The organism is Muribaculum intestinale, from assembly GCF_002201515.1.
Lineage (GTDB): Bacteria > Bacteroidota > Bacteroidia > Bacteroidales > Muribaculaceae > Muribaculum > Muribaculum intestinale.
This window is the reverse complement of the sequence record NZ_CP021421.1, coordinates 3,211,958-3,235,381: the sequence shown is the minus strand read 5'-3', so window position 1 is coordinate 3,235,381 and position 23,424 is coordinate 3,211,958. Positions and strand designations below refer to the sequence as shown.

Below are 23,424 nucleotides of genomic sequence, written 5' to 3'. Positions count from 1 at the left end.
CTTAATAATGTGAGAAGAGAAAATTTTCCAAAAGATTTTCGTGTGTATATGCCTCGGGCCGGCAATGGCTTTTTGGGGAGCTTATTGCGATTCTTTTGATGGTGATATCATATTGAAATATGCCAATAATGAGGCGCACATGATTGCCTGTAGCTAAGGATGTGGGGGTGGGAATCGGTGGTGTGTCATAATTATCAGATTAATTTTAGATGATAAATGGTGTGTTGTAAATTCCTTGTGTAAAAATACATTGCAAATGTATGGATTATTTTTGTATTTGCAAAACTGTTGGCGAAAAATTTTCGTAAAAAATTTCCATAAAAAAGTTATATCTTTGTAATTGGGTATGTCAAATATCTGCCTATGGTATCCGATAATACGGGTATTGCCTTGTTTAATAGTGAAATACATTTTTATTCGAAACGATTATGAACGGACTGATTCGACTGGCGGTCGGCACTGCAGTGCTGGCTGTCTCTGTTGCGGCAGGCGCTCAGGCTCTTTATCAGGATGAGAGCGCACCTGTTGACGCAAGGGTGGCTGACCTTATCGGACGGCTTACAACGGAAGAAAAAGTGGGATTGCTGAGAGCTACCTCTCCGGCGATACCCCGACTTGGTATTGATAAATATTATCATGGCAACGAGGCGCTCCACGGTGTGGTACGCCCCGGACGTTTTACGGTTTTCCCGCAGGCCGTAGGGCTGGCGGCTACATGGAATACCGATTTAATATATAGCGTGGCGACTGCGATATCGGACGAGGCGCGCGCACGCTGGAACGAGCTCGACCAGGGGAGGAAGCAGACCGAGCAATTTACCGACCTGCTTACATTCTGGTCGCCCACAGTAAATATGGCTCGCGATCCCCGCTGGGGGCGCACTCCCGAGACTTACGGTGAGGACCCGGTGCTGAGCGGAGCTATGGGGGCGGCGTTTGTCAGGGGATTGCAAGGCGATAATCCCCGTTATCTGAAGATTGTGTCCACTCCAAAGCATTTCGCGGCCAACAACGAGGAGCATAACCGTTTTTCGTGCCTCCCGCAACTCACGGAGAAGCAACTCAGGGAGTATTATCTTCCGGCGTTCGAGCAGTGTGTGACCGAGGGGAAGGCGGCCTCAGTCATGGCCGCGTATAATGCCGTGTTCGATGTGCCATGCGCGGCCAATCCGTGGCTGCTGACCAAGGTGTTGCGCGATGACTGGGGATTTGACGGTTATGTAGTGAGCGACTGTGGCGGAGTCGCTGCCGTGCGCAATGCGCATAAATACTGCAAGACTCTGGAGACTGCCGGCGCGCTCTGTCTGAAGGCCGGGCTTGATCTTGAGTGTGGTGACGAGGTATACGACGAGCCGTTGCTCCGCGCCTATAGGCTGGGGATGGTGACAGACGCCGATATTGACACTGCGGCTACCCGTGTGCTCAGAGCCCGCATGCGTCTCGGCATATTCGACTCCGGGAAGGACAATCCGTATGCCCGGATACCGGCGTCGGTGATAGGCTCGGCCGAGCATCAGCGTATCGCGCTTGAGGCGGCACGCCAGTCGATAGTGCTGTTGAAGAACTCGGGGTCTACATTGCCACTCGATTCAAAGAGGATAAAGACGATTGGCGTGGTGGGAATCAATGCCGACAAAGCCGAGTTCGGCGATTACAGCGGCATGCCTGTCGTGGCGCCTGTGTCGGTGCTTCAGGGTATACGTGACCGGGCCGGCAAAGACGTGAGGGTGCTGCATGCTCCGTGGAAATCAGCCAAGGATGGCCTGGAGATTATTGACGAGCGTTCGTTTCCGGAGGGTGTCAAGGCCGAGTATTTCTCCAATATGAATCTTGAGGGCACGCCAAGGGTGCGCCATGAAAAGTGGGTCAACTATGAGCCTGCCAATCAGGCACCTGACCCGTTTCTGCCGGGCAATCCGGTGTCGGTGCGCTGGACCGGAAAACTCCGTCCGCCGGTAAGCGGCGAGTATGTGATGACATTTACCAGCGATGACGGTGCACGACTGTATATCGACGACAAGCTGCTCGTGGATTCGTGGGGAGGACATGCCGTGCGTACCGACTCTGCGTCGGTGTATCTGGAGGCGGGACGTGACTATAATCTGCGTGCCGAGTATTGGGACAACCGCGACTATGCCATAGCACGCCTTCAGTGGAGGGTGCCGAGCGCTCCGGCGTCGACGCGTCTTGATATGTTTGGCGAGGCCGGTGATGTGGCTCGTAAGAGCGATGTGGTTGTCGCGGTGATGGGTATCAACAAGTCGATTGAGCGTGAAGGGCAGGACCGCTATGATATATCTCTGCCCGACGACCAGCGCGAGTTTCTGCGTGAGCTCTACAAGGTGAACCGTAATATAGTGCTTGTGTCATTCGACCTCAGCAATACCGGGCGTTATGACGGCGATGAGGTGGCGCAGGTATACATGCGCTTGCCGGAGTATGGCTGTGCGATAGCTCCGTTAAAGGAACTCAAGGGATTCAGGCGCGTGAGTGTGGCCCGCGGAAAAAGGGAGCGCGTGGCGATAGCGGTGCCAAAATCGTCGTTGCGCTACTGTGATGAAACGACGGGCGGTTTTGTGACTGTTCCGGCGGGTCTGTATGATGTGTTTGTCGGGTCGTCGTCGGCTGATATCCGCCTCCAGACAGCCATTATGCTCTGATTTATTAGGTATAATTGATTAAAATGTATTATCTTTGTGGAAATTATGAAAATTATACTAACTGTAATACCTTAAACGACATGATTAAATCATCCATGAAGTATGCAATCCGTGTTTCGGCGTTTTCGATGTTGATGTTCGGCAGTATGGGAATTTCCGCCCAACAGGTGCATACCGCGGAGTGGGCCGACGGGGTAGAGCGCGCGCTTGTATACCGCCCCGGCGACTATGGTTCGAAATTCTACCGTATCCCGGCGATAGTCACCGCAAAAGACGGTTCGCTCGTCACAGTGGCAGACAAGCGTATAGAGCACAACGGCGACCTTCCGGCCAAAATCGATGTGGTGTCGCGCCGCAGTACCGACGGCGGCCGCACATGGAGCGAATATGTCACAGTGGCCGCTCACGATGAGATAGGCGGATGTGGTGACCCCGCTCTTGTGGTGGATCAGAAATCGGGCGATATCCTTGCGATATTCAGCCATGGCAACGGCCTGTGGCAGGAGAGTCCGGCGCATATCAGCGTTGCCCGCAGTAAGGACAACGGACTGACCTGGGGGCCAATACTCGACATCAATCCTCAGATACTTACCACCGACCCTTCGGGCAAGCAGCCGATAAAATGCACAAGCGCCTTTGCCTCGTCGGGACGTGCCACTCAGCTCGACAACGGGCGCATAATGTTTCCGCTTGTAGTGCGCGAGAAGGAGAATCCGTGCTTCAAGGTGTATGCTATCTATTCCGACGACTGCGGCAAGACATGGATGGTGTCGAAGAATCCGGCCACTGCCGACGGTGACGAGTCGAAGATAGTGCAGCTTGCCGACGGGTCGCTGATAATGAGCATACGGAACCGTTTCGGCTCGCTCCGCAAGTTCTCGTATTCTCACGACCGCGGCGAGACCTGGAGCGACCCTGTGCCTATGGAGGGTCTGCCCGATCCGCGATGCAACGGCGACATCATCCGCTACAACCGCGACGGCCACGACCTGCTGCTGCAGTCGCTTCCCGGCGACCCCAACGGCCGCAACAATGTGGCTATCTATGTGAGCAAGGATGGCGGCAAGACATGGCCTGTGAAGAAGACCGTGGTAACCATTCCGTCGGCTTACTCGTCGATGACAATTCTGCCCGACGGCAGTATCGGCATCCTCACTGAAGAGAGCGCCAACGGCCACTACAGCTACGACATATGGTATACACGCATGCCTATCGAAGTGATTCTCGCCGGCGACAAGAAATAGTGTCGCAGACGTGATATATAACCATACATTCAGTCTCCGGCGGCGCGTAAATTACAGTTAGCCGCCAAATCGACTGATAATCTGCAAAAAGCGTCCGTTGCCACAAGGCATCGGGCGCTTTTGCTGTCCGGTGGGTTAATTAAGGTTAAATATTAAATGCTTTTGGCAATAGTGCTGATTTTATATAAAATTACCGCTATATTTGCGATTATTGCTAATAATATTTAAAATGATTGCTTATGGATGTCATGCGCCCTATATCAATGTCAATTAATTATGTTGGTAGCAATCGGTATTTGTTTCAGAGCGATGAAACGCTTAATGACAATATCGAGCTTCCGGATAATACCGAAATCATATTGCGCAATGATGCCCACGTGTCGTGTGGCAATCAATTAATTTAATATATTATGAGTATGAGAAGATTACTGTTAGTTATATGTATCATATCCGGTATAGGTGTCTGCGATGCTTATCAATGGAGAAGTGAAGGACGCAAGATGGCTTATTGGAAGGGTACGCATGAGCCTTACTACTATCCATATACATGTGCTATGTGGGAAGAGTCTGGAGGGCTTCAGGTAAAAATACAGAACCTTTATTATGACACTTGGAATGCGACTCCCTACAATTTTTTGGGACTATCACATTCGGTACCGGTGCTTGAGATACCGTCAACTATAAGTATCGTTCCATTTGATGAGAATGAGAAGCCATGGGAATCAATACCATTGGTAAGTGATGGTCCGTGTCATATGCATACGCCTACGTTAATGCTTGAGAAAAAAAATTTTGATGTACTGTCGCTGTACAGAATAGAGCCGAGACCATATGAGGAAATGGAATATTGGTATAGATTTTATTATGATTCCGATTACTCAAATGTTTTGAGTGTGGATAAATCTTATGGTAATTCTTTTTATGATAACTCTAGCAAGGAAAAAAGGTACGAAGAAATAAAGAATGTCAAATATAGGCTTTTTTGGGGATTTGAGTCGGTGGTATTACCGTTGAGTCTGAAGCATATCGCCGACTCGGCCTGTGTGGGGGTGGTTGATATTGAGACTCCGCTCATTGTGACTGAAAAAGTGGAATATATAGGAGATATGGCGTTTTGCTGCGGAGATTTTGATGTGGACATGTCGCAGGCCAAATCGTTGACTCATATCGGAGTAAAGGCTATGTATGCCATGTCGGCCAAAGAGATAGTTGTTCCCGAGTCGGTGAAGGAGGTAGGTGAATTAGCTTTCGGCCCTGCATTGGAAGTGCTAAAGACTCTTGATTATGAGGGTGCTACTGTTTGTTTATTTCCGCCTTATTACATAAGTTCCGGCCGTTTTGTCCGAGAGTATACTAAGGATGTGTCTTATCAGGCAGAAGTGTGCCTTGAACGTCTGGTGTCTAAAAATCCTGAGCCTCCGGCAATTGTCATGGAATACAAGCGTGATGAAGATACCGGCGAACTGACGGACGAGCCTTTGCGGACCGAGCCGATACTTTGTCACCCGGAGTTTTCTTCTCGTATACCGCTGTATGTGCCCGACGGCTCGGTGGATGCATATAGATCGGCTCCCGGCTGGAAGAACTTTACGCAGATATATACGCTGTCGGATCTTGAGGCGAGCGGTATTGACAATGTGTCGTCGGACATACAGGCCGTAGAGACCGGCCGTTATGATATCAATGGGCGACCTGTCGATGGTGAATACCGTGGAGTGGTGGTCGTAAGGTATTCCGACGGCAGCGTGAGGAAGGAGCTGGCGAGGTAGGCCCTGTGGGCCTGCCTCGTGCCGGGGCGTCGGAGTGGCTGCGGGAGTGCGGGCTGTGTGACGCGATGTTGAGATGGCAGTTGGGAATGTCGGCAATTATGATTAACTTTGCTGTTGCGATGGCCGGATGGCTGTCGTGGCAGCCGGACAAGGTGTAATTGCCGGTATGCCGGAAAGTATCTGATTCTCACTGTCATTGAAATCTCTTGCAAAAGATGAGTCACTCACGTCAGGAAAAAATCGAGGCTATCGGCCGGGTTATAGACACTCTCGAACGTCTGCGTGTCGAGTGTCCGTGGGACCGCAAGCAGACCAATCAGTCGCTGCGCCCGAATACAATTGAAGAAACATATGAGCTATGCGAGGCTCTGCTCAATGAGGACAACGCCAATATCTGCAAGGAGCTTGGCGATGTCCTTCTCCATATACTTTTCTATGCCAAGATAGGGGAGGAGAAGGGGGTGTTTGACATCGGAGATGTGGCCACGTCGCTCAACAACAAGCTGATTTTCCGTCATCCCCATGTGTTCGGTGAGGCCAAGGCGGCCGACTCGCATGCTGTGGAGCAGCGCTGGGAGGAGATAAAGCTGAAGGAGAAGGGTGGCAACCGGACGGTGCTTGCCGGCGTGCCTTCGTCGCTGCCTGCGCTTATAAAGGCTTACCGCATACAGGAGAAAGCCGCCAATGTGGGGTTTGACTGGCATGATAATGCCGATGTGTGGGACAAGGTGAAGGAAGAGGTGGCGGAGTTTGAGGCCGAGGCCTTGGCCGGAGACCGCGAGCGGATGGAATCGGAGCTTGGCGATGTGCTGTTCAGCATAATCAACGCCGCCCGCAAGTATGGCATCAATCCGGAAAACGCTCTTGAACGTACCAACCAAAAGTTTATATCCCGCTTCGGCTATGTCGAGAAGGGGGCTACGGAGAAGGGACGTTCGCTGCGCGACATGTCGCTTGATGAGATGGACGCTCTTTGGAACGAGGCTAAATCACTTGAAGTAAAACGGCAAGAGGATGTAAAATGAGCAATTCCGGTAAACGCCGTGTAGGCATATTTATAGGATGTGTGGTGGCGCTGTTTGTGGCCGTGCTCGTGGCTCAGGCCCATGTGGAACGCCGGTACAGAACCACTGCATCGCAGCATATAACTCTGGTGGTCGACAGCATCGACTATCGTCAGGACCTTACCCGTGTGTACGGCAAACTTATAGGCACGCCCCATACGTCGCAGCGCATCGATGCTATGACGCTGACTGCGGGCAGCAACGCGCATGAGGCTGTCGATATCGACGGCGTTGACTTCAGTCGCTGGTTTCAGTGGGAGGAGGATGGTGTGATTGCTGTAGAAATCGACTTTGAAGCAATGGCTCCGGTAAGGGATGGAGTGATTACGATAAATACCCCGCGAGGAGTCGACACGATGCGCATTGACCGGCCATGAAAGTGTGTATTACCGAGAAACCGTCGGTAGCCAAGGATATCGCCGCCATACTGGGGGCTGATGTGAAGCGTGACGGATATTACGAGGGCGCCGGCTATAGGGTTACGTGGACATTCGGACATCTCTGTACGCTTAAGGAGCCTGCCGATTATACCGACCTGTGGAAGCGGTGGTCGCTCGGTGCGTTGCCGATGCTGCCTCAGCGGTTTGGCATAAAACTGATACCCGATGCCGGCATCGAACGTCAGTTCAACGTCATACGCTCGCTTATCGCGGAGGCCGACGAGGTAATCAACTGTGGTGATGCCGGCCAGGAGGGTGAACTGATACAGCGCTGGGTGATGCAGCTCGCCGAGACCAGGTGTCCGGTGAGGCGTCTGTGGATCAGTTCGCTTACCGATGAGTCGATACGGGAGGGATTCCGGGATTTGAAGCCCCAGCGGGATTATGACCGTCTGTATCATGCCGGCCTGTCGCGTGCCATAGGCGACTGGATTCTCGGCATGAACGGCACGCGTCTTTATTCGCTCAAATACTCGTCGCCCGGCAATGTACTGTCTATAGGGCGTGTGCAGACCCCGACGCTGGCGCTTATAGTGCAGCGGCAGAATGAGATTGATAATTTCACTCCTCAGGATTACTGGGAGCTCAAGACGGTGTATCGCGACGCAACATTCAGTGCAGTCGATGGACGGTTCAAGACGGAGGACGAGGCTCAGGCTGTGGTAGGGCGTATCTCTGCCGTGCCGCTGGTGATACGCGACGTTGCCGACAAAAAGGGACGCGAGGCGCCTCCGCGATTGTTTGATCTTACTTCGCTCCAGGTGGAGTGTAACCGCAAGTGGGGGTGGACGGCCGACGATACTCTCAAGACCATTCAGTCGCTTTATGAGAAGAAGGTGACTACGTATCCGCGTGTCGACACCACTTATCTGAGTGACGATATATATCCGAAGGTGCCTGATATCATGCGCCGTATGACTCCATATGCCCGTTGGACGGAGCCTGTGCTTGCCGCGAAGCTGCCCAAATCGAAAAAGGTATTTGACAATTCAAAGGTTACGGACCACCATGCCATTATCCCTACCGGTCAGTCGCCGTCGGCTCTTGTAGGGCGTGAGCGTGATTTGTATCATCTTGTCGCGATGCGTTTCATTGCCGCATTTTATCCCGACTGTCAGTTCCGGCAGACAACCGTGATGGCCGATGCCGCAGATGTGGCTTTCAAGGCTACGGGAAAGGTGATAGAGAGTCCGGGCTGGCGTGCGCTTTTTGCCGACAAGGACAAGAAGACGCAGGAGCAGGGCGATGCTTCAAGCGGTGAGTCGGCTGATGGAATCCTGCCTCCGTTTGTTGTCGGAGAGTCGGGACCGCATACTCCCTCGGCCACAAAAAAGCAGACTCAGCCACCGAAACTGTATACCGAAGGTACGCTTCTGCGCGCCATGGAGTCGGCCGGAAAGACGGTTGACGACGAGGACTTGCGTGAGGCTATGAAGGAGAACGGCATTGGGCGTCCGTCGACCCGGGCAGCCATTATCGAGACTCTGTTCAAGCGGCATTATATCGCCCGCAAGGGGAAAAGTATCACGGCTCTTCCTGCCGGAATCGAACTAATAGCTACCATAAATGAGGAACTGCTCAAGAGTGCCAAACTTACCGGTCTGTGGGAGAATAAGTTGCGACGTATCGAGCGCGGAGAGTTTTCGGCGGCTGAGTTTATTGCCGAGCTTAAGGAACTAATGGTGCAGATTGTACACAATGTGTTGAGCGACAACTCCATGCGGCGCATTGACACCGGTTCGGCTCCTCCTCCGGGAGGCAAGAGCAGTGGCAGTGCCGAGGGTGCTGATGGCGTTGAGACGCCCAAGCCTCCTAAGCCGCGTGCTCCCCGTATTAAAAGTATCGAAGAGATTGCATGCCCGTTATGCGGCGAGGGGCATCTGCTCAAAGGACGCACGGCCTATGGGTGCAGCCGTTTCAGAGAGGGGTGTACGCTGCGTCTTGATTTCGCGCAATATCCACAGGATGCAACTCCGGGCAGGTTGCGTGACATGGTGAAGAAGAATTTTTCAAAGAAGCAGGCGAAGTAGCTGTCGCATAGCGCGTGGCATATATTGCCTGTTATGAAACATGCTCTTATAATAATTATGTTATGAACGATGAGATATTTCCGATTGTTGAGCCTGACGGAAGGGTTGTTGGAAAGGCTACGCGCAGAGAATGTCACGGTGGTTCCATGCTGCTGCATCCTGTGGTGCATCTTCATGTAATCGGGGCGGGACATACGCTTTATCTGCAGAAAAGGGCAATGACTAAGGATATACAGCCGGGGAAATGGGATACGGCTGTAGGCGGACATGTGGACTTTGGCGAAAGTACGGAGGAGGCACTCCGCAGAGAGGCCCGCGAGGAACTTGGTCTGACCGGATTTGAGATGACGGCTCTGCCTCCGTATGTATTCTGTTCGGACCGTGAGCGTGAACTAATCAATCCGTTTATTGTTATAATCGGGGAGGAAACGACGATTGTGCCGGATCCTGTTGAGATAAGCGAAGGCCGTTTTTGGCCGCTTGCCGAGATTGAATGTGCGATAGGAACCGGAGTGTTTACTCCAAATTTTGAACAGGAATTTAGTATTATAAGAAAATATCTTGATTGATTATGGCATTGATGACCGACGCCTACCTGCTGCAATGGGTATGGGTGGCGCTGATTGTTATTGCGGCTGTCATATTTGCAATAAATGCAATTATGCGCTATGTTAAGCGAGTCTCCGAGAAAAAGGAGTGTTGTGGGTGCGAACTTGCCGATAAATGTTCATCGGCAAAATCCGAAGTGTGTGGCAGACGTTCGTCTGGATGCAGTGGAGGTGGTTCCTGTAAGAAATGACTGTGTGATTGTATCTCTTTGGTTTATAGGAGAGAATTAAAAAACATCGGGCGTGTTAACTTTTATTAACGCAATATGCATTGCAGATAGCGTAAAATCCGTTAACTTTGCATTCGATTTGAGAGGGGCGCTGGAAAGGTGTCGTCCAATTCAGAAAGCAAGAGAGCTTTCACAATGCGAAAGCATACTATGGAGCGATGCTCGAGTGGCTGAAGAGGCACGCCTGGAAAGCGTGTATACGCCAAAAGCGTATCCCGAGTTCGAATCTCGGTCGCTCCGCCTTATTGACCGTTTTTATAATGGTTTCGGTCCTATAGCTCAGTTGGTTAGAGCACCTGACTCATAATCAGGGAGTCCTTGGTTCAAGCCCAAGTGGGACCACAAATTGAAAATCAAGCACCTACATTCATTTGTAGGTGCTTTTCTTTTTATAGGTCGGAACTTATTCGGAACTTTGATTTTCGATTCCTGCTTTTCGCCATCTTCTTGGGAACTTCAACGAGCGCAGATTTGCGTTGGTTGATAATCCTGCCATCGAATCCACATTAGGACTGGTCGAGGTTTTGCGGCATAATCCGCATAACTCTGCTTCTGAATCCAGTCTTGGACGCAGTATTGCCATCAATAGCAAAAGAGCCATCACCACGACTGGCAACGGCTCATCTTGATAAGGGGTGCAGGGGGTAAAAGTAGCTGCCCACATTTTTGTGGCGAGTGTGACCTTGAAAAATTTTTTGTTGAGGTTTTCAGAGCATACCCCGCCCCCCCCTTTGAAGCCGCAGGTTTTAGTATGTCAGCATCCCCCGAAATTTTTATTTTATTTTTTTCAGATTGGCGAGGTATCAATGTTTTTGACCTGCTTTCCCCGCCATGCTTCCCAACGCCTTTTCCCCTTGAAGCCTTTTCTGCTGATATAGAGTAGTCCGCCATCCGCGCAGTCAATCACTCGGTCTAATAGTTTTTGTATCTGAGGCTCACGGACACGCCTACTGGCAAGCACCGCGCTACTTTGCATTGTCGCAGATGTTTTGTAGCTTAGTCTGTAAGCCATAGCCGCAGAAAATCCGCTTAACATCAAAGCGACAAACATCTTATCCTCCTCAAAATATTTATGACTATCCGAATAGCTGTTCAAGCACTCGTAGATTGTCATTTTATGAGATTCAAAATATATTTCCTGCTTAGATTTTCTTCCCATATAGTTTTAATTTTATGATGAAATAGTGAGTATCGGGAACGGAATCCGAGAAGCTGAAAATCTCGCACTTGATAATAATAACCAAAAATGCTGATTATTACCCGACATTCACATTGATTAAATTAACTCGATTGTTAACCACAATATCGACAAGAGTTTACTTTTTTAGCGATATCACGTACATTTTGGAAAGGAACATTTACTTGATAGCCTTAAAAGTTACCTTGCCGATATTGTGAGCCGTTTTTTTCAGTTGAGGTTCAAGGCTGCAAGTGCAGGCGAACCGCAATTGTCAATCCTTATCCATTCGGGAATCTCCAGTTTTGGTGAAGTCTTGGCGATTTCCGATTTAAGGTGTTCAAGGTTATAGTATCCGTTTGCTTCTGCCACGTTGTCATCGACCCGCATTTCAATGATTCCAGTAACGAAGTTGAAGCGGAACTGAATATCAAGCCGATTGTCGTAGCGCATTGTCTTATAAGTCCACATATCTTTGATAGTTTTGAGTTATACGATTTGCCACTGGCCGTGATAACCATAGCAAGTTATGATTAAATCCCATATCGGCTTCCCTGCTTGAACGTAGCGCAGAATCACGTCGTCGAAGCCATCACCATCTTCAATCTCGCAGTCGATAGCATGAGGGTGAAGATTCCGCTCCATAGCCGTACTTATCCACACTTCCTTGCAGAATCCTTTGAGCTGCTCGCCCTTGGCTTTCCAGTCCTCGAACTTGCCGTTGTCGGGGAATAGCACGACTTTTCGATTCTTCAAGACTTGAATCTTGTTATATGGATTTTTACGAGAATCCAAACTTGGATTTAGGTTGCCGCATGAGCAAGTTGCCATCGGGACTTCCGTCATTCGACATCCGCCCCACATCAGAGCGATAGACATAATGACTGCCGCTTTGGGCGATTCAAAAAGATATATGATAGGCTCGACTTCACATTTCTGCATATTTGGAATAGCATCCCATTCTTGATGAATCTCTGCAACGACTTTATCAGCGGAATTGATGAGGTGACTGCCGAAGTAGCATTGTTCAAGTTTATAATCGGGATAATTCTCCTGCATCACGGAATGAACCCAGTTTTGTTGCTTGTGATTACGCTTGCCCGAAGTTGCATCATATCCTATTATCTGCCCGCTTCGGATTCTGCCGAACTGGTCCACCTGCCAAAAGATAGCCGAACCGCCATATCTTGACGAGGTGCCAACGGCATAACGCTCGATGTTGGCTTGAACTATATCCGCACCTGCTACCTCATCAAATGTAGAGTGCAGAAACTTTGCAAACGAATTCATTTCATATCCGCGCATAGTATCAAGCATAAGCGAGGAATCAATATAACTTGGGGGTGTTATGACTGGTCGCTTCCGTTGAGGTCTGAACTGACTGAATCTTGCAGGCTTGAATGTAGGATTGTCTTTGAAGTATTCTCTTGGGGGATAATGAACGCCACAATTATCCGCTCGGTCGCACTTGCCGCACACGCCATCAGCGACTGGAGCGCCATCAGAATAAATGTAGTTCACAAAGGACTTTTTGCCGCAGTATGAGCAAACCGCTTTCCCACGTTTGGCAAGTTGTATGTCTTGATTATATCTTCCCATAATTTTAATTCTTTTTGTTCACGCTGTTCATCTGTTCACGCCTTGAACACGTGAACAAAATGAACATTGCGAACATCGGTTATCATTTGTTATGAGATTTAATGATTTTGTTGACCTTGCCAAGACTGACCCCGATTTCTCGACTTATCTCACGTTGCTTTTTGCCTTGACGGTGCAACTCCATCACTCGACTATCAATTTCGGATTCATCTTTATCTGATACTTCTTTCAGATGTTCGCGTTCCTTGGCGTAGCCGATATGATTAAACTTCAAGAAGCCATACTCCTTTGATATGTCAGCGACAATGACATTATCCGCGCCATACTCAAATGAGCCGTAACGACATTTTATCTGCTTGATATATCGTAGTGCTTCATCTTTGGCACTCCTGCCGATAGCGAAAGCACTATCAAAGAAGTTAATCAACTTCTTACTCCCTGCAAGTGTGTTTTGGTCGATTGGCGAAGTCAGAGGTCTTTTAGGGGTGTGAGCGATAATCAGCAACGACCATCCATGTTTCTTTTTGAGTCGCACCAAATTCACCATTAGACGCCCTGCCGCATCTCCTTTCTCGCTTGCGTTGCATATCCAACTGAGATTGTCGATGATGATAACCTTGACGGAATGAGCGATTGCCGCGCTTTCAATGTCTTGAACGACTATATCTTCATAGTCTGCTCCCATTACACTTTCCCCCATAGCTTCGGGGTCTATCTCGGCACGCTTGAAGTTTGCGGGGAATTTGTAAAGTGTTCCAGTCGCATCATCGGAATAGCGAAGTTGAAAAGCCTTGTCGGAAAGCTCGAAGTCGCAGTATAAAACTGGCTCATTCTTGGCTATCTCATTGGCTATCTGAACGGCATAAATCGACTTGCCAAGATTGGAGTCAGCAAATAGACACGCACATTCGCCCTCATACCATAGCGACATCCACAACTGCTTGGGGTCGGGTCGTTGAGCCGCTTCTTCGCACCATTCGTTTGCGTCCTTGATACATAGAATCCCGATAGAGGACTTGTCGATTTCGGGTTCAGTCGGATTGCTGACGAGAGCCATCAAGGAATTAAGCTCACTGCTTTGCTCATGTCGCTGATTTTCGCTATCTTTGCACTGGAACTTAGTAACGCTTGACGTTGCTGCCCCTGCTTCTTCGGGAGTGGGGGTATTTGTTTTATTCATACTGCCGCACCTCCTTTCAGAGCCGCATCCACTTCTGACGGATAGAAGAGATAGCGATTACCAACTTGACGGAACGGAATCTTATCCGCTTTCATCATTTTGTTGAGCGTTGCGGTACTCATCCCATAGTGACGGCATAAAGCGCGTACACCGCGCAGGGGTTTTTCTCCAGTTGTACACGGCTCGACTTCTTTCTTGTCAGGAATAATCCCCATCAGCTTGCTTGCAACCTTATCGGCAACTGAATCGGTGAACTCATCCCATGACTTGCCACTCATCGCCATTGACAATGCCAATTCAGCGAGATTGGGATTCTTTTCAGGTGTTGTTATTCTTTTCATATCATTTTTTTGATTCTGACGCGAAGTTACAACACTCTGAAACGCACCACAATAGACAAAATATTAGTCTATTATTATCTATTAAAGTCTATCATTTTTGTTGGGTAATGAATCTTTTTATCATATTTTCGAGAAACACTTCTCGCTTGGAATTATCCTTGTAATATCCTATATCGGTGTAAGTGCTGAATCCTTGCTTATTCCCAATTCCCTTGCCGAATAATCCAACTACTTGCTTATAAGAAGGAAGATTGATAAGTTTTCCTGCTTTGAAGCAAGCCAACATCGCGCATCCGACGATTTTACCTTTATTGCCATCTACTATTTGATGAAGTGTGTGCAGAGTTTTCTCGCATTCCTTTTTATCACCCACTAAAAGAGTGACAAAAGATTCCTCATCAGACTTCGGCCTGCCTATTTTACCCTTGTCCCCATTATTGCTTGGCTCATTTAGTCTTGATAGATGATATTCCGCTAATCGGGGAGTTCTGAAGTCCATCCATAAATCATTTACATCAAGACGCTCGATTATAGTAATGCCGCTTCGGTTCTGAATGTCTAAGATATTTATCCCAAGTTTTGCGAGTATTACCGCAAGTTTTTCAGCGAATGTTCGGAACGCACTTCTCCATGTATGAAAGAAGTCCTCAATAGAGTGAAGTTGTATAGTATTGCTGACCGCATCCAATTTTTCTTTTGATAGAGAGTAGAGCCATACCCACGTCTGCATCTTACATATCATTTCTTCGGCATACATTTGTCGGCCATCATCGGCGAGAGAGGCGAGATTATCAGCTATCTCATCCATCAGAGGACTGCAATTACCAACACCGCCCCACGGCCACGTATTGAACGTTTCCGTACGTTCTCGAATTTCAGCAAGAACGCCATCGGGATAATCTTTTCTTCCTGCCGTACCATTGCCGATGCCACAATATTCAAAGTGCATCATGTCGAGCGTCATTATTGCCGCCCCGTCATATTGGAACTCTTTGAAAAATTTGTATTCTAATTCTCTTTTCATAGTTGGTCGAGGTGCTATCAGTTTTGAGGAATCGGCGGAATGATGAAGATTTTCTCATTGTAGGCTTGCATAGCTTCATCAGATAGATTATTGATATAGCCTGCAAGAAGCGCGGACACTTCCGATGTTGTATGCCCCACGGCATAGTCGATATAAGAAGTCATCACGCCATGATGAGCCAACGCGGAAATGAAACTATTGCGGGCATATTGCGGTGTTATGCGCTGAATATCGAGCGAGTCACACACTTCTGCGATATTCTTTGATATGCGTCTATTGAAGTCGTGAACGCGAATCACCTTTGCTTCATCGGTGACGGCATTGCCGAATATATCGGGGAACACTGGCGCACCTGCCTTGAATGGACTGGCATATTCATTGAGCAACTGCCGAAGTTGAGGTATTATCGGAATGATAGTCACATCGAGCTGCTTGCCTACTGGCTTGTTTGCCCGGTCTATCTTTGAGCGAATAAAGCTAAGTTGAGGATAATCCTCATCAGCGGAACTATTGCCCTGCCATACCAACTTGGCCATATCGATAGCGTTAAGGCCGTTGAGGGAATATAGCATAAGCCATCGACCAACGGCACGACCTTTGGCGGACTGCTTGCCACGGCTATCAAGAGAAGTCCAGTAGTCCCATAGTTTGAGGACATCTTCGACTGATATAGCGTTTGTGCGTCGACGATTCCCAGTGTGCATGAAGTCCTTGAACTCTGGAACTGCATCAATCAAGCCATCTTTCTTTGCTTGATTCAGCACGGCACGAAGCGCACGAAGTATCATCATGCGAGTATCAAGCGACAACGGCTTATTCGGCTTCTCGCCCTTGCGTACGACTCCCGATTTTTGCTTCATGAGCCACTTGTCGAACTTGCCGATTAAGTCAGTAGTGACATCGGGTAACTGGATAGTTGAGCCATTGCGGAACTCACGGAATCTTTTCAGTGCCATGTCGTACATCTGACGGGTCTTGACCTTTTCCTTTCCTGCCGATAAATTCTCCCAGTAGGTGAATGTATCATTGACTACTGGCTTGAATCCCTTGGCTACTTCTTCTTGCAGGCGTTCAAGCGTGAATCGACCTTTGCTTGATAAGATGATAGACTTGACTACATCGAGAATCATATTGAAGTAGTCGAGTTGTTCTTTTCGGTCGGGTCGGGAATCACGCGCACTTACAAATGATAGATATTCCTTTGATGAGGACATCTTCATTCCAGTACGGAAATACTTCTTATCTTTGTCGTATGACACGCGCACAGCAAGGGGAACATCTTCACCACGCTCAAATTTGGCGTGACGAACATCGGCTATCAGAGATAGGAACACGCCGCCGAAGTCTGCTTTCATAGCGACTGGCAAGCGTTTAGCCGAATTTACGGAACTTTCGTTTGACATTGCTTTATCTAATTAGTTGGAACTTAGTATTGTTACAGACATCAGTCACGGAACTTTGCGGAACTTATTCGGAACTTTCAATCTGAAACAATGCAAAATTAACAAAAACAATCGACATATACAACTATCTAATTCAAAAGTTTTTACTAATTTTGTAGCACGATTAAAAACGCTGAAAAACACTATTGGATATAACTCATAATCAGGGAGTCCTTGGTTCAAGCCCAAGTGGGACCACCTCCTGAAAATCAAGCAGTTACGAAACAACTCGTAGCTGCTTTTTCTTTTCCCTTGAACACAAATCTGAACACAACTCCGCACCAACTCATTTCAGGTCCCTATGGCATACACCTGTGTTCATGCCCCTGTGTTCAAAATCATGACTGAGGAAAAAGAAAATTTAAGGAGAGCCATTTTCTTTTGCCCAGTCTCCATATATAGGTTTAGGTTTATCCGGGCATATATAAAGCCCGAACCAAACCAAGAACAGCGAATATCTACTTGTGAAAAGATAATGCTGAACTGCACTCTCGTTGCAGATAGCTATCTTGTGAGTATGCCGTGTAGAATTTGACCAACAGGGAGGCCGATTGCTACTTTTTTCTTTCCGGTGCCTACTTTGACGTAGGGAGTAACTATTGGTTCGGGACGGTATTCCCGGGTGTACACCTGTTGGACGGTCTGGCCACCGACAAGAACCCCAAATCGCTCGCCTAACGATTGGTTGACGTACCCTCCGAATTTAGACGTATCGTAGTAGCCAACCATCGCTGGTGGCATTGGCAGTCCGCCGCCAATCATAGGCGGTCTGCCGAAATAGTATGTGCCAAATGCTGTGAATGAGGTTGTCGGAGATAAATTATATGTGATGCTTCCATCCACTCCGTATTGAGTGTGTATGCCTCTGAAAAATCCATACTTGTTAACTTTCCCTCCAACATATATGTCAAAGTTACCAAATCGATGAAATACACGGAGAGCACCACTGTCAATCTGCATCAGTCCCGGATATACCGTAGTACCGCCCGAGGCTATGAATTCCCCATTTGTCCACCGGAAGATTGAAGCTTGTCCCGGAGCAAAGGTAAAATCGGGGATATTCAGTTTTAAAGGAACTGAAGCACTATTATCGACGAGCGGGGTGTTCTCAGGGGCATATTGAAATGTCGGACCGATGTATGAGGTCAGATTGTCGCTTTTGACTAAACCGCCGATATTGATGGATTTAGCCAATGAGTCGCAGCGCAGACTGATTGTGTCCGGCACTTCCCGCTGTGCGAAACCCGCCAGCGGTGCCGCCAGGCAGATAACAAATGTAAGGATGTAAGCTTTCATAGTCCGGTTCATTTAATGGTGAGCATATAGCCGAACCCACGTTGATTGATGATAGAAATTGATGGATCGTGACGGAGGGCTCGGCGGAGTTTGTGGATGTAGCCATGCAGGGAGTTGCGGTTGCTTTGTTCATCGCGCTGCCACACGGCAATCATCAATTCTGAGGCATCGACAGTCTTGCCAATATTGGTTGCCAGACGTTCAAGAATCTTGGCTTCAAAGTGAGACAGCTCTGTCTCTTTGTCGCCAAATGACAATGTCTGGGTTGTTACGTTAAAAGTATAGGCTCCAATTGCAAACCGGATATCCTCGGTGCGATTGTTACCATATCGTCTTAATAGTGCCTTAATCCGCACTATCAGTTCGCGGAGTTCAAAGGGCTTTTTAAGATAGTCGTTGGCTCCGATTTCAAAACCTTGCTCAACATCATCTATTGTGCTTTTTGCGGTGAGAAAAAGCAATGGCACTGTCGGCGACAATTTCCTTATCTCCTTCGCCATAGTGAACCCATCCATTTTGGGCATCATGACATCAGCCACGACTATATCGGCAGCTTCGGTTTTGAATTTCTCAAGTCCGACTACGCCATCAACAGCAGTGACAACTTCATAGCCTTGCCCGCGCAGAGTGTCGGCGACAATCAGCGTCAGGTCTTCCTCATCTTCTACAAACAGTATCTTATTGCTCATCTTTGCTGAATTTAATAGTGAACACCGAACCTTCACCTTCTGTACTCTTGGCCTCAATATCCCAGCCCATTTTGTCGAGAATACTCTTTACATAATATAGTCCTATGCCATAGCCACGGACATCCTGACGGTTGCCATGCGGAACGCGGTAGAACTTATTGAACAGGTAGGGAATGGATTTTGACGGAATGCCGATGCCGTTATCTCTTACCGAAAGGTCATGGCTGTCGCCGGTTATCGTTATCTCAACGCTATCTCTGGAGTATTTGATAGCATTGTCAATCAGATTGTTCAGTACATTTGCCAAGTGCGCCATGTCTGCCTCAATGGTGGTATTTTCGGGAATATTAACATTGATGGTTATATCCTTATCGCCTCTCATGCGCTGGGCTGCGGCGATTTCTTCTATAAACTCACGCAGCGGTATATCTTCCGGTCTGAGTTTCATAGCCTTTCGACGTTCCATACTCATTGCAAGGATATTTTCCACAAGTTCGCCAAGTCGTTTCAGTTGCTTGTTTGCAATCGTCAGATACTTTGTCTTTTTGTCGGGGTCGTTGGTTGTGTCATAATTGAGCAGAGCGTCATTGGCTGAATATGCTATGGCAATAGGCGTTTTCAATTCATGGGTCATATTGCTGACAAAATCATCTTTCATCTCCTCAATGGTGCGCAGTCGCGAGACTGTGCGGAACAGATACCAAAACGCCAGAGAGAATGCAACCATCAGAAGAAATACCGTAATAATGATTCCAAACATCTGCGATAGGATATGGCGGGTCAGTGGTGTCATATATGCCTTGTAATATATTCCCTCGTCAGGATTGATATTGAAGCTGAATGAATCCAATCCTGATTCTCCGTTGAATTTGGGATTGCCGCAAATCACGGAATCGTTACTGTTGACAACTTCCACACATAGGAAATCCGGATATATGAACCTATTGGAAAGTCTCTTATATAAGACGCTATCCATAACCTCCATATCGTAAGGGATGTATCTATCCATTATAGCGTGAAATTGCCGGCTCATAGCATCAACCATCTGATTGGAATAGGACGAGTTTTCAGATAACATCGCGCGCTCTTCAATAACAGTTCCGTCGGCTTCAGTCCGGACTGATATGAGTTGACCGTTTTCATCTTTATATGTTGATGCTTCTGCTTTTCTGGGGGCATTATATTCTTCAATGTCTTCCTGCATTTGTACATTTGATGCCAATGCCTGCGCCCTCCCTGCCCGATACATTAGGTCGTCAATATCAGCATCAGCCAAAGCAGTCATTACATCGCGTTCGACATCTGTCCTGATCGAATTGTAAAGGGATATGAGATAATAGACATTACAGCTGAAAATAACTGCAATGACAACAATAAACGTAGTCGAGATAGTCTTAAAGCGTTTCATAATGCGAAGTTACTAATAATCCGTCACACAATTGTTTAGGAACACTTCAATTTAAGACTAAATAAGGGAGCATTTCAGACTAAATAAGGTTGAGGATTATCTGCCAAAGGCCATATGCCTGTAATTTTGCATCAAACAAAAACTAAACAGCTATGAGGAAAGGCATATTATTCGCTTCATTCATTACGTTCATATCGGCTGTGGCTCAGACGGAAGCAACTGATACAATTTCTACCAGACAGCTCGATGAAGTTGTTGTAAAGGGAGAGAAACCTCAAGTCAAAGGTAAGGACGGAATTATGGTAGTCGACCTCCCCGGAATAGTCAAGGACAAACCGGTTAACAATATTCTTGAAGCCCTTGGCTATATGCCCGGCGTCACAAACAATAACGGTATGATCTGGCTCGCGGGAGCTTCCAATGTCACCATTATTCTCAATGGTGAGCTTACCAATATGCCGCTCCAGAATCTTTATCAACTTCTCTACAACACTTCGGTTGACAGACTGAAAAACGTGGAGATTATGTATTCCGCTCCGGCAAAGTATCATGTAAATGGCGCGGTAATCAACGTGGTTCTGAAAACGCCGACGCCTCTCGACGGCTTGCAGGGACAAGTCAGAACCGGATACAATCAGGCTCATTATGGTTCGTATGGCGGTGTACTTGCAGCCGCATACGCTATAAAGGACTTGACTTTTGATTTGAATTATGGGCTGTCGCTCACCAAGTCTTGGAGCCGCGAGGAAACATGGTCGAATCATCTTAATGATGGTAAGCGAACTATGATTGAGGATGACATGAGCCGAATCGGTCAGAACTGGAGCAATACCATATTTGCATCCGCTTCTTGGAAAACGCTCAAACTCACTTACAACGGTCAGATAATCTCCGATTCAAAGAGATGGAGTCTCTCATCAGGCACTTTGGGCAACTATACAAATGCCTACAACATGCTGTCGCCTGTCGGCTATCATAATATCGCCCTGCGCTACACGGCGCCATTCGGCATGACAATAGGAGGTGACTACACCCGCTATTCCGAAAACCGCTCACAGTCATTATTTAAGGACACAGACTACCTTCTTGGCTCTGAAAACCGTCAGGATATTAACCGTTGGCATGCATATATTGACCAACAGCATCAGCTTGGACAGTGGCAACTGAACTATGGCGCGGAATATCAACACTCAAAAGATCACAGTTCACAACACTACGCAATGTCCGACAATCCCGATTTCGATGATATTCTCAACGAAGATGTGGCGAGTTTTTACGTCGGCACAGAACGGTCTTTCGACTGGGGACTGTCGTTCAATCTTTCGGCAAAGGGTGAGTATTATTACACTAAATATCAGCACAACTGGAATTTCATTCCTCAGTTCGGGGCGACTTACTACAAAACACCCAAAAGCATATTTCAACTGAACTTCAACACCCAACGCATATATCCCTCATATTGGGAACTACATGGCGGCACGAGCCACATTAACGACTACTCGACAATTGTCGGTAATCTCCAGTTGCAACCCTATATTCAATATGATGCCCAGTTCAACTATATCCTCAGGCAAAAAATAAGTAGCGACCTTCTATTTCCAATATGGCGACAAGACCACGGTGCAGCTTCCTTACCAATCGCCGGATGCCATGAATCTCATCTATCAGACCATCAACATGAACTATAAGCGCGTTGTCGGGCTTAATCTTTATGCGCCTTTTGGTGTAGGATATATCTGGAATGCCACGGCCACAGCCAATGTTTTCAATCAGCGGGAGAAAGCCGACCATTTTCATGACATCGGCTTTGACAACAGCAAGTGGATATTCTATGGTGAATTTAGCAATTCTTTTAAGTTCAGTCAGAACTGCCCGGTATCACTGACCGTTGATTTCAGCTACATCTCGCCATCATTGCAGGGTATAGCCGACTTATCGAGTATATGGAAAGTCGATGCCGGCGTAAAATGGCAGTTCGGAAAGAATCGATGCTGTGAACTTGATTTGAAAGCCGATGACATTTTCAATAAATGGTCGCCGACCATGACTATCAACCATGCCGGTCAGGATTACCGGATGAAAGTGCGCGACATGTCTCACAATCTCAAACTGACATTCATCTGGCGGTTCAACGGCTTCAAACCCAAAGAAACAAACATTGACACATCGCGTTTTGGCACAGGAAAATAGCGTTAAACTACTGATTTATGAGAATTTTATTACTACTAATAACATTGATGGCTTTTTGCTCTTGTAGCTTAGAGAAAAAAGTTATTGTTACAACACGAGGATATGAACCATATCGTCAAACAGGAATGTCTGATGCCCAAATTAAAGGGCTGCAACGATCAGATGCTGCACGTGCGGATACGCTCTTTCTATACAAGTTCAAATAATATCAGCTTAATCATACAATAGACAAAGACAGGCAACCTCGGCAGAAATGTTGGGGTTGCCTGTCTTACGATTAGAGTAATGCTATTTCTCCGTGGGGTTGAAATAGAGGAAGGTTTCTTCTATGTGTCGGGATTTTTCGAGCTGGCGGGTGCGGTTCTTTATTGAATCCTGCTCATGTTGTGTGCCGACAGCAAAGATTTTTTCTCGGCGGAGCATATCTTCCTGTTCCTTGCCTTCCCACCAAAGCCTTTCGTATCGGTAGAGCCATTCCACATCTTTTAGCTTTGAGTTTTCGTTGAGCTGATAGAAGAATCCATAACCGAAACCTCCGGCGGCGAGAAGCAGAACCACAAAGATGGCATAGACCCAATGTGGGGTAGCACGCCACCATTGCCCCCAGATTATCGACTGGGCTTTGTAGCGCATGTCGTTCACCACGTCATAGAGCTTTCTTCGCTCATCCGCAAACTCCCTGCGGAATCCTTCATAAAGAGCGTCCTTGACCTTGTCTCCCAGATTGTCGGACAGTACATCCGCAACTCCTTTCGACAGGCTACCCGGCAGTTGCTCCATAACTTTTTTGAGTGTGCCGTTGGTTGAGGTTTCTGATAGTTTCTCATCAATCAGTTTGCCGACGCTTTCATTGGTCGCTATGTTGTCGGGCAATTTCACCGTTATAGGTCCTTGATTGACTGCTTGTGTCGGCGGCGTTGCCTTCGCTTTTGTTTCGAGGGTCTCGATGCGTGTGCCGTGGTTGGTAACTGTCTTTTGCAGGTCGTCAATCTGCTCTCCTTGTTTCTTGACGTCATCATATAGCTTTGACATA

General features: G+C 47.8%; 20 protein-coding genes, 2 tRNA genes and 1 pseudogene. 11 read left to right on the top strand and 12 right to left on the bottom strand.

The window, feature by feature from the left end:
• The first annotated feature begins 428 nt into the window (after positions 1-428).
• The 9 genes from ADH68_RS13420 to ADH68_RS13375 all read left to right on the top strand — a co-directional run bounded on the left by ADH68_RS13420 (position 429) and on the right by ADH68_RS13375 (position 10,387).
• Positions 429-2,660: a glycoside hydrolase family 3 N-terminal domain-containing protein gene (locus ADH68_RS13420; RefSeq protein ID WP_068960380.1), complete on the top strand. Its 2,232-nt coding sequence runs from the start codon at positions 429-431 to the stop codon at positions 2,658-2,660.
• Between the two features lie 80 nt (positions 2,661-2,740).
• Positions 2,741-3,904 carry a sialidase family protein gene (locus ADH68_RS13415; RefSeq protein WP_068960381.1) on the top strand — a complete coding sequence of 388 codons (1,164 nt, stop codon included), beginning with the start codon at positions 2,741-2,743 and terminating at the stop codon, positions 3,902-3,904.
• Positions 3,905-4,314: 410 nt separating this feature from the next.
• Complete coding sequence (locus tag ADH68_RS14235) at positions 4,315-5,673, top strand: leucine-rich repeat protein (RefSeq protein ID WP_107033550.1); 1,359 nt, start codon at positions 4,315-4,317, stop codon at positions 5,671-5,673.
• A 215-nt stretch (positions 5,674-5,888) separates the two neighbouring features.
• The gene (mazG, locus tag ADH68_RS13405; protein ID WP_068960383.1) at positions 5,889-6,698 is read left to right on the top strand and encodes a nucleoside triphosphate pyrophosphohydrolase; all 810 of its coding nucleotides are present in this window, start codon (positions 5,889-5,891) and stop codon (positions 6,696-6,698) included.
• Entirely contained in the window at positions 6,695-7,114 is a 420-nt protein-coding gene (locus tag ADH68_RS13400; RefSeq protein ID WP_068960384.1) for a hypothetical protein, read from the top strand. Before mazG ends, ADH68_RS13400 begins: the two co-directional genes overlap by 4 nt.
• Positions 7,111-9,207 carry a DNA topoisomerase 3 gene (locus ADH68_RS13395; RefSeq protein ID WP_068960385.1) on the top strand — a complete coding sequence of 699 codons (2,097 nt, stop codon included), beginning with the start codon at positions 7,111-7,113 and terminating at the stop codon, positions 9,205-9,207. The genes ADH68_RS13400 and ADH68_RS13395 overlap by 4 nt, the downstream gene beginning before the upstream one ends.
• 62 nt (positions 9,208-9,269) lie before the next feature.
• On the top strand, positions 9,270-9,776 hold the full coding sequence (locus ADH68_RS13390; RefSeq protein WP_068960386.1) for an NUDIX hydrolase: 507 nt from the start codon (positions 9,270-9,272) through the stop codon (positions 9,774-9,776).
• A gap of 421 nt (positions 9,777-10,197) precedes the next feature.
• Positions 10,198-10,285: transfer RNA gene (locus ADH68_RS13380), tRNA-Ser, on the top strand.
• A 28-nt stretch (positions 10,286-10,313) separates the two neighbouring features.
• A tRNA-Ile gene (locus ADH68_RS13375) sits at positions 10,314-10,387 on the top strand.
• 445 nt (positions 10,388-10,832) lie between these two features.
• On the opposite strand, the gene ADH68_RS13370 is transcribed toward ADH68_RS13375, so the two are convergent.
• The 11 genes and pseudogenes from ADH68_RS13370 to ADH68_RS13325 form a co-directional block, all read right to left on the bottom strand.
• Positions 10,833-11,204 carry a hypothetical protein gene (locus tag ADH68_RS13370; RefSeq protein WP_068960388.1) on the bottom strand — a complete coding sequence of 124 codons (372 nt, stop codon included), beginning with the start codon at positions 11,202-11,204 and terminating at the stop codon, positions 10,833-10,835.
• A 249-nt stretch (positions 11,205-11,453) separates the two neighbouring features.
• A complete protein-coding gene (locus ADH68_RS13365; RefSeq protein WP_068960389.1) occupies positions 11,454-11,693 on the bottom strand; it encodes a hypothetical protein in 240 nt (79 codons plus the stop codon).
• An 18-nt stretch (positions 11,694-11,711) separates the two neighbouring features.
• Positions 11,712-12,539 (bottom strand): DUF6371 domain-containing protein, encoded by an 828-nt coding sequence (locus ADH68_RS13360; RefSeq protein WP_068960390.1) that lies wholly within the window; start codon positions 12,537-12,539, stop codon positions 11,712-11,714.
• A gap of 147 nt (positions 12,540-12,686) precedes the next feature.
• Positions 12,687-12,821, bottom strand: a pseudogene (locus ADH68_RS14320) (hypothetical protein); the annotation flags it as partial.
• Between the two features lie 82 nt (positions 12,822-12,903).
• The gene (locus ADH68_RS13355) at positions 12,904-14,001 is read right to left on the bottom strand and encodes an AAA family ATPase (RefSeq protein WP_084273969.1); all 1,098 of its coding nucleotides are present in this window, start codon (positions 13,999-14,001) and stop codon (positions 12,904-12,906) included.
• Positions 13,998-14,342: a helix-turn-helix transcriptional regulator gene (locus ADH68_RS13350; protein WP_068960391.1), complete on the bottom strand. Its 345-nt coding sequence runs from the start codon at positions 14,340-14,342 to the stop codon at positions 13,998-14,000. Before ADH68_RS13350 ends, ADH68_RS13355 begins: the two co-directional genes overlap by 4 nt.
• 91 nt (positions 14,343-14,433) lie before the next feature.
• Positions 14,434-15,366, bottom strand: a complete 933-nt coding sequence (locus ADH68_RS13345) for a hypothetical protein (protein WP_068960392.1) — start codon at positions 15,364-15,366, stop codon at positions 14,434-14,436.
• Positions 15,367-15,383: 17 nt separating this feature from the next.
• Positions 15,384-16,721: a tyrosine-type recombinase/integrase gene (locus tag ADH68_RS13340; protein WP_157755903.1), complete on the bottom strand. Its 1,338-nt coding sequence runs from the start codon at positions 16,719-16,721 to the stop codon at positions 15,384-15,386.
• Between the two features lie 591 nt (positions 16,722-17,312).
• Positions 17,313-18,104, bottom strand: a complete 792-nt coding sequence (locus ADH68_RS13335; RefSeq protein ID WP_133165676.1) for a hypothetical protein — start codon at positions 18,102-18,104, stop codon at positions 17,313-17,315.
• Positions 18,105-18,112: 8 nt separating this feature from the next.
• Positions 18,113-18,793: a response regulator transcription factor gene (locus tag ADH68_RS13330; RefSeq protein ID WP_068960395.1), complete on the bottom strand. Its 681-nt coding sequence runs from the start codon at positions 18,791-18,793 to the stop codon at positions 18,113-18,115.
• Positions 18,783-20,201 (bottom strand): sensor histidine kinase, encoded by a 1,419-nt coding sequence (locus tag ADH68_RS13325; protein WP_068960396.1) that lies wholly within the window; start codon positions 20,199-20,201, stop codon positions 18,783-18,785. Before ADH68_RS13325 ends, ADH68_RS13330 begins: the two co-directional genes overlap by 11 nt.
• Positions 20,202-20,353: 152 nt before the next feature.
• Here ADH68_RS13325 and ADH68_RS13320 point away from each other — a divergent pair, with 152 nt between their 5' ends.
• Both ADH68_RS13320 and ADH68_RS13315 read left to right on the top strand, forming a co-directional pair.
• Positions 20,354-21,889, top strand: a complete 1,536-nt coding sequence (locus ADH68_RS13320; protein WP_068960397.1) for a TonB-dependent receptor plug domain-containing protein — start codon at positions 20,354-20,356, stop codon at positions 21,887-21,889.
• Positions 21,852-22,391, top strand: coding sequence for an outer membrane beta-barrel protein (locus ADH68_RS13315; protein WP_068960398.1), 540 nt, complete (start codon positions 21,852-21,854; stop codon positions 22,389-22,391). The genes ADH68_RS13320 and ADH68_RS13315 overlap by 38 nt, the downstream gene beginning before the upstream one ends.
• A 288-nt stretch (positions 22,392-22,679) precedes the next feature.
• Here the strand turns inward: ADH68_RS13315 and ADH68_RS13310 are convergent, their stop codons facing one another.
• The gene (locus ADH68_RS13310; RefSeq protein ID WP_068960399.1) at positions 22,680-23,423 is read right to left on the bottom strand and encodes a hypothetical protein; all 744 of its coding nucleotides are present in this window, start codon (positions 23,421-23,423) and stop codon (positions 22,680-22,682) included.
• Between the last annotated feature and the right edge of the window lies 1 nt (position 23,424).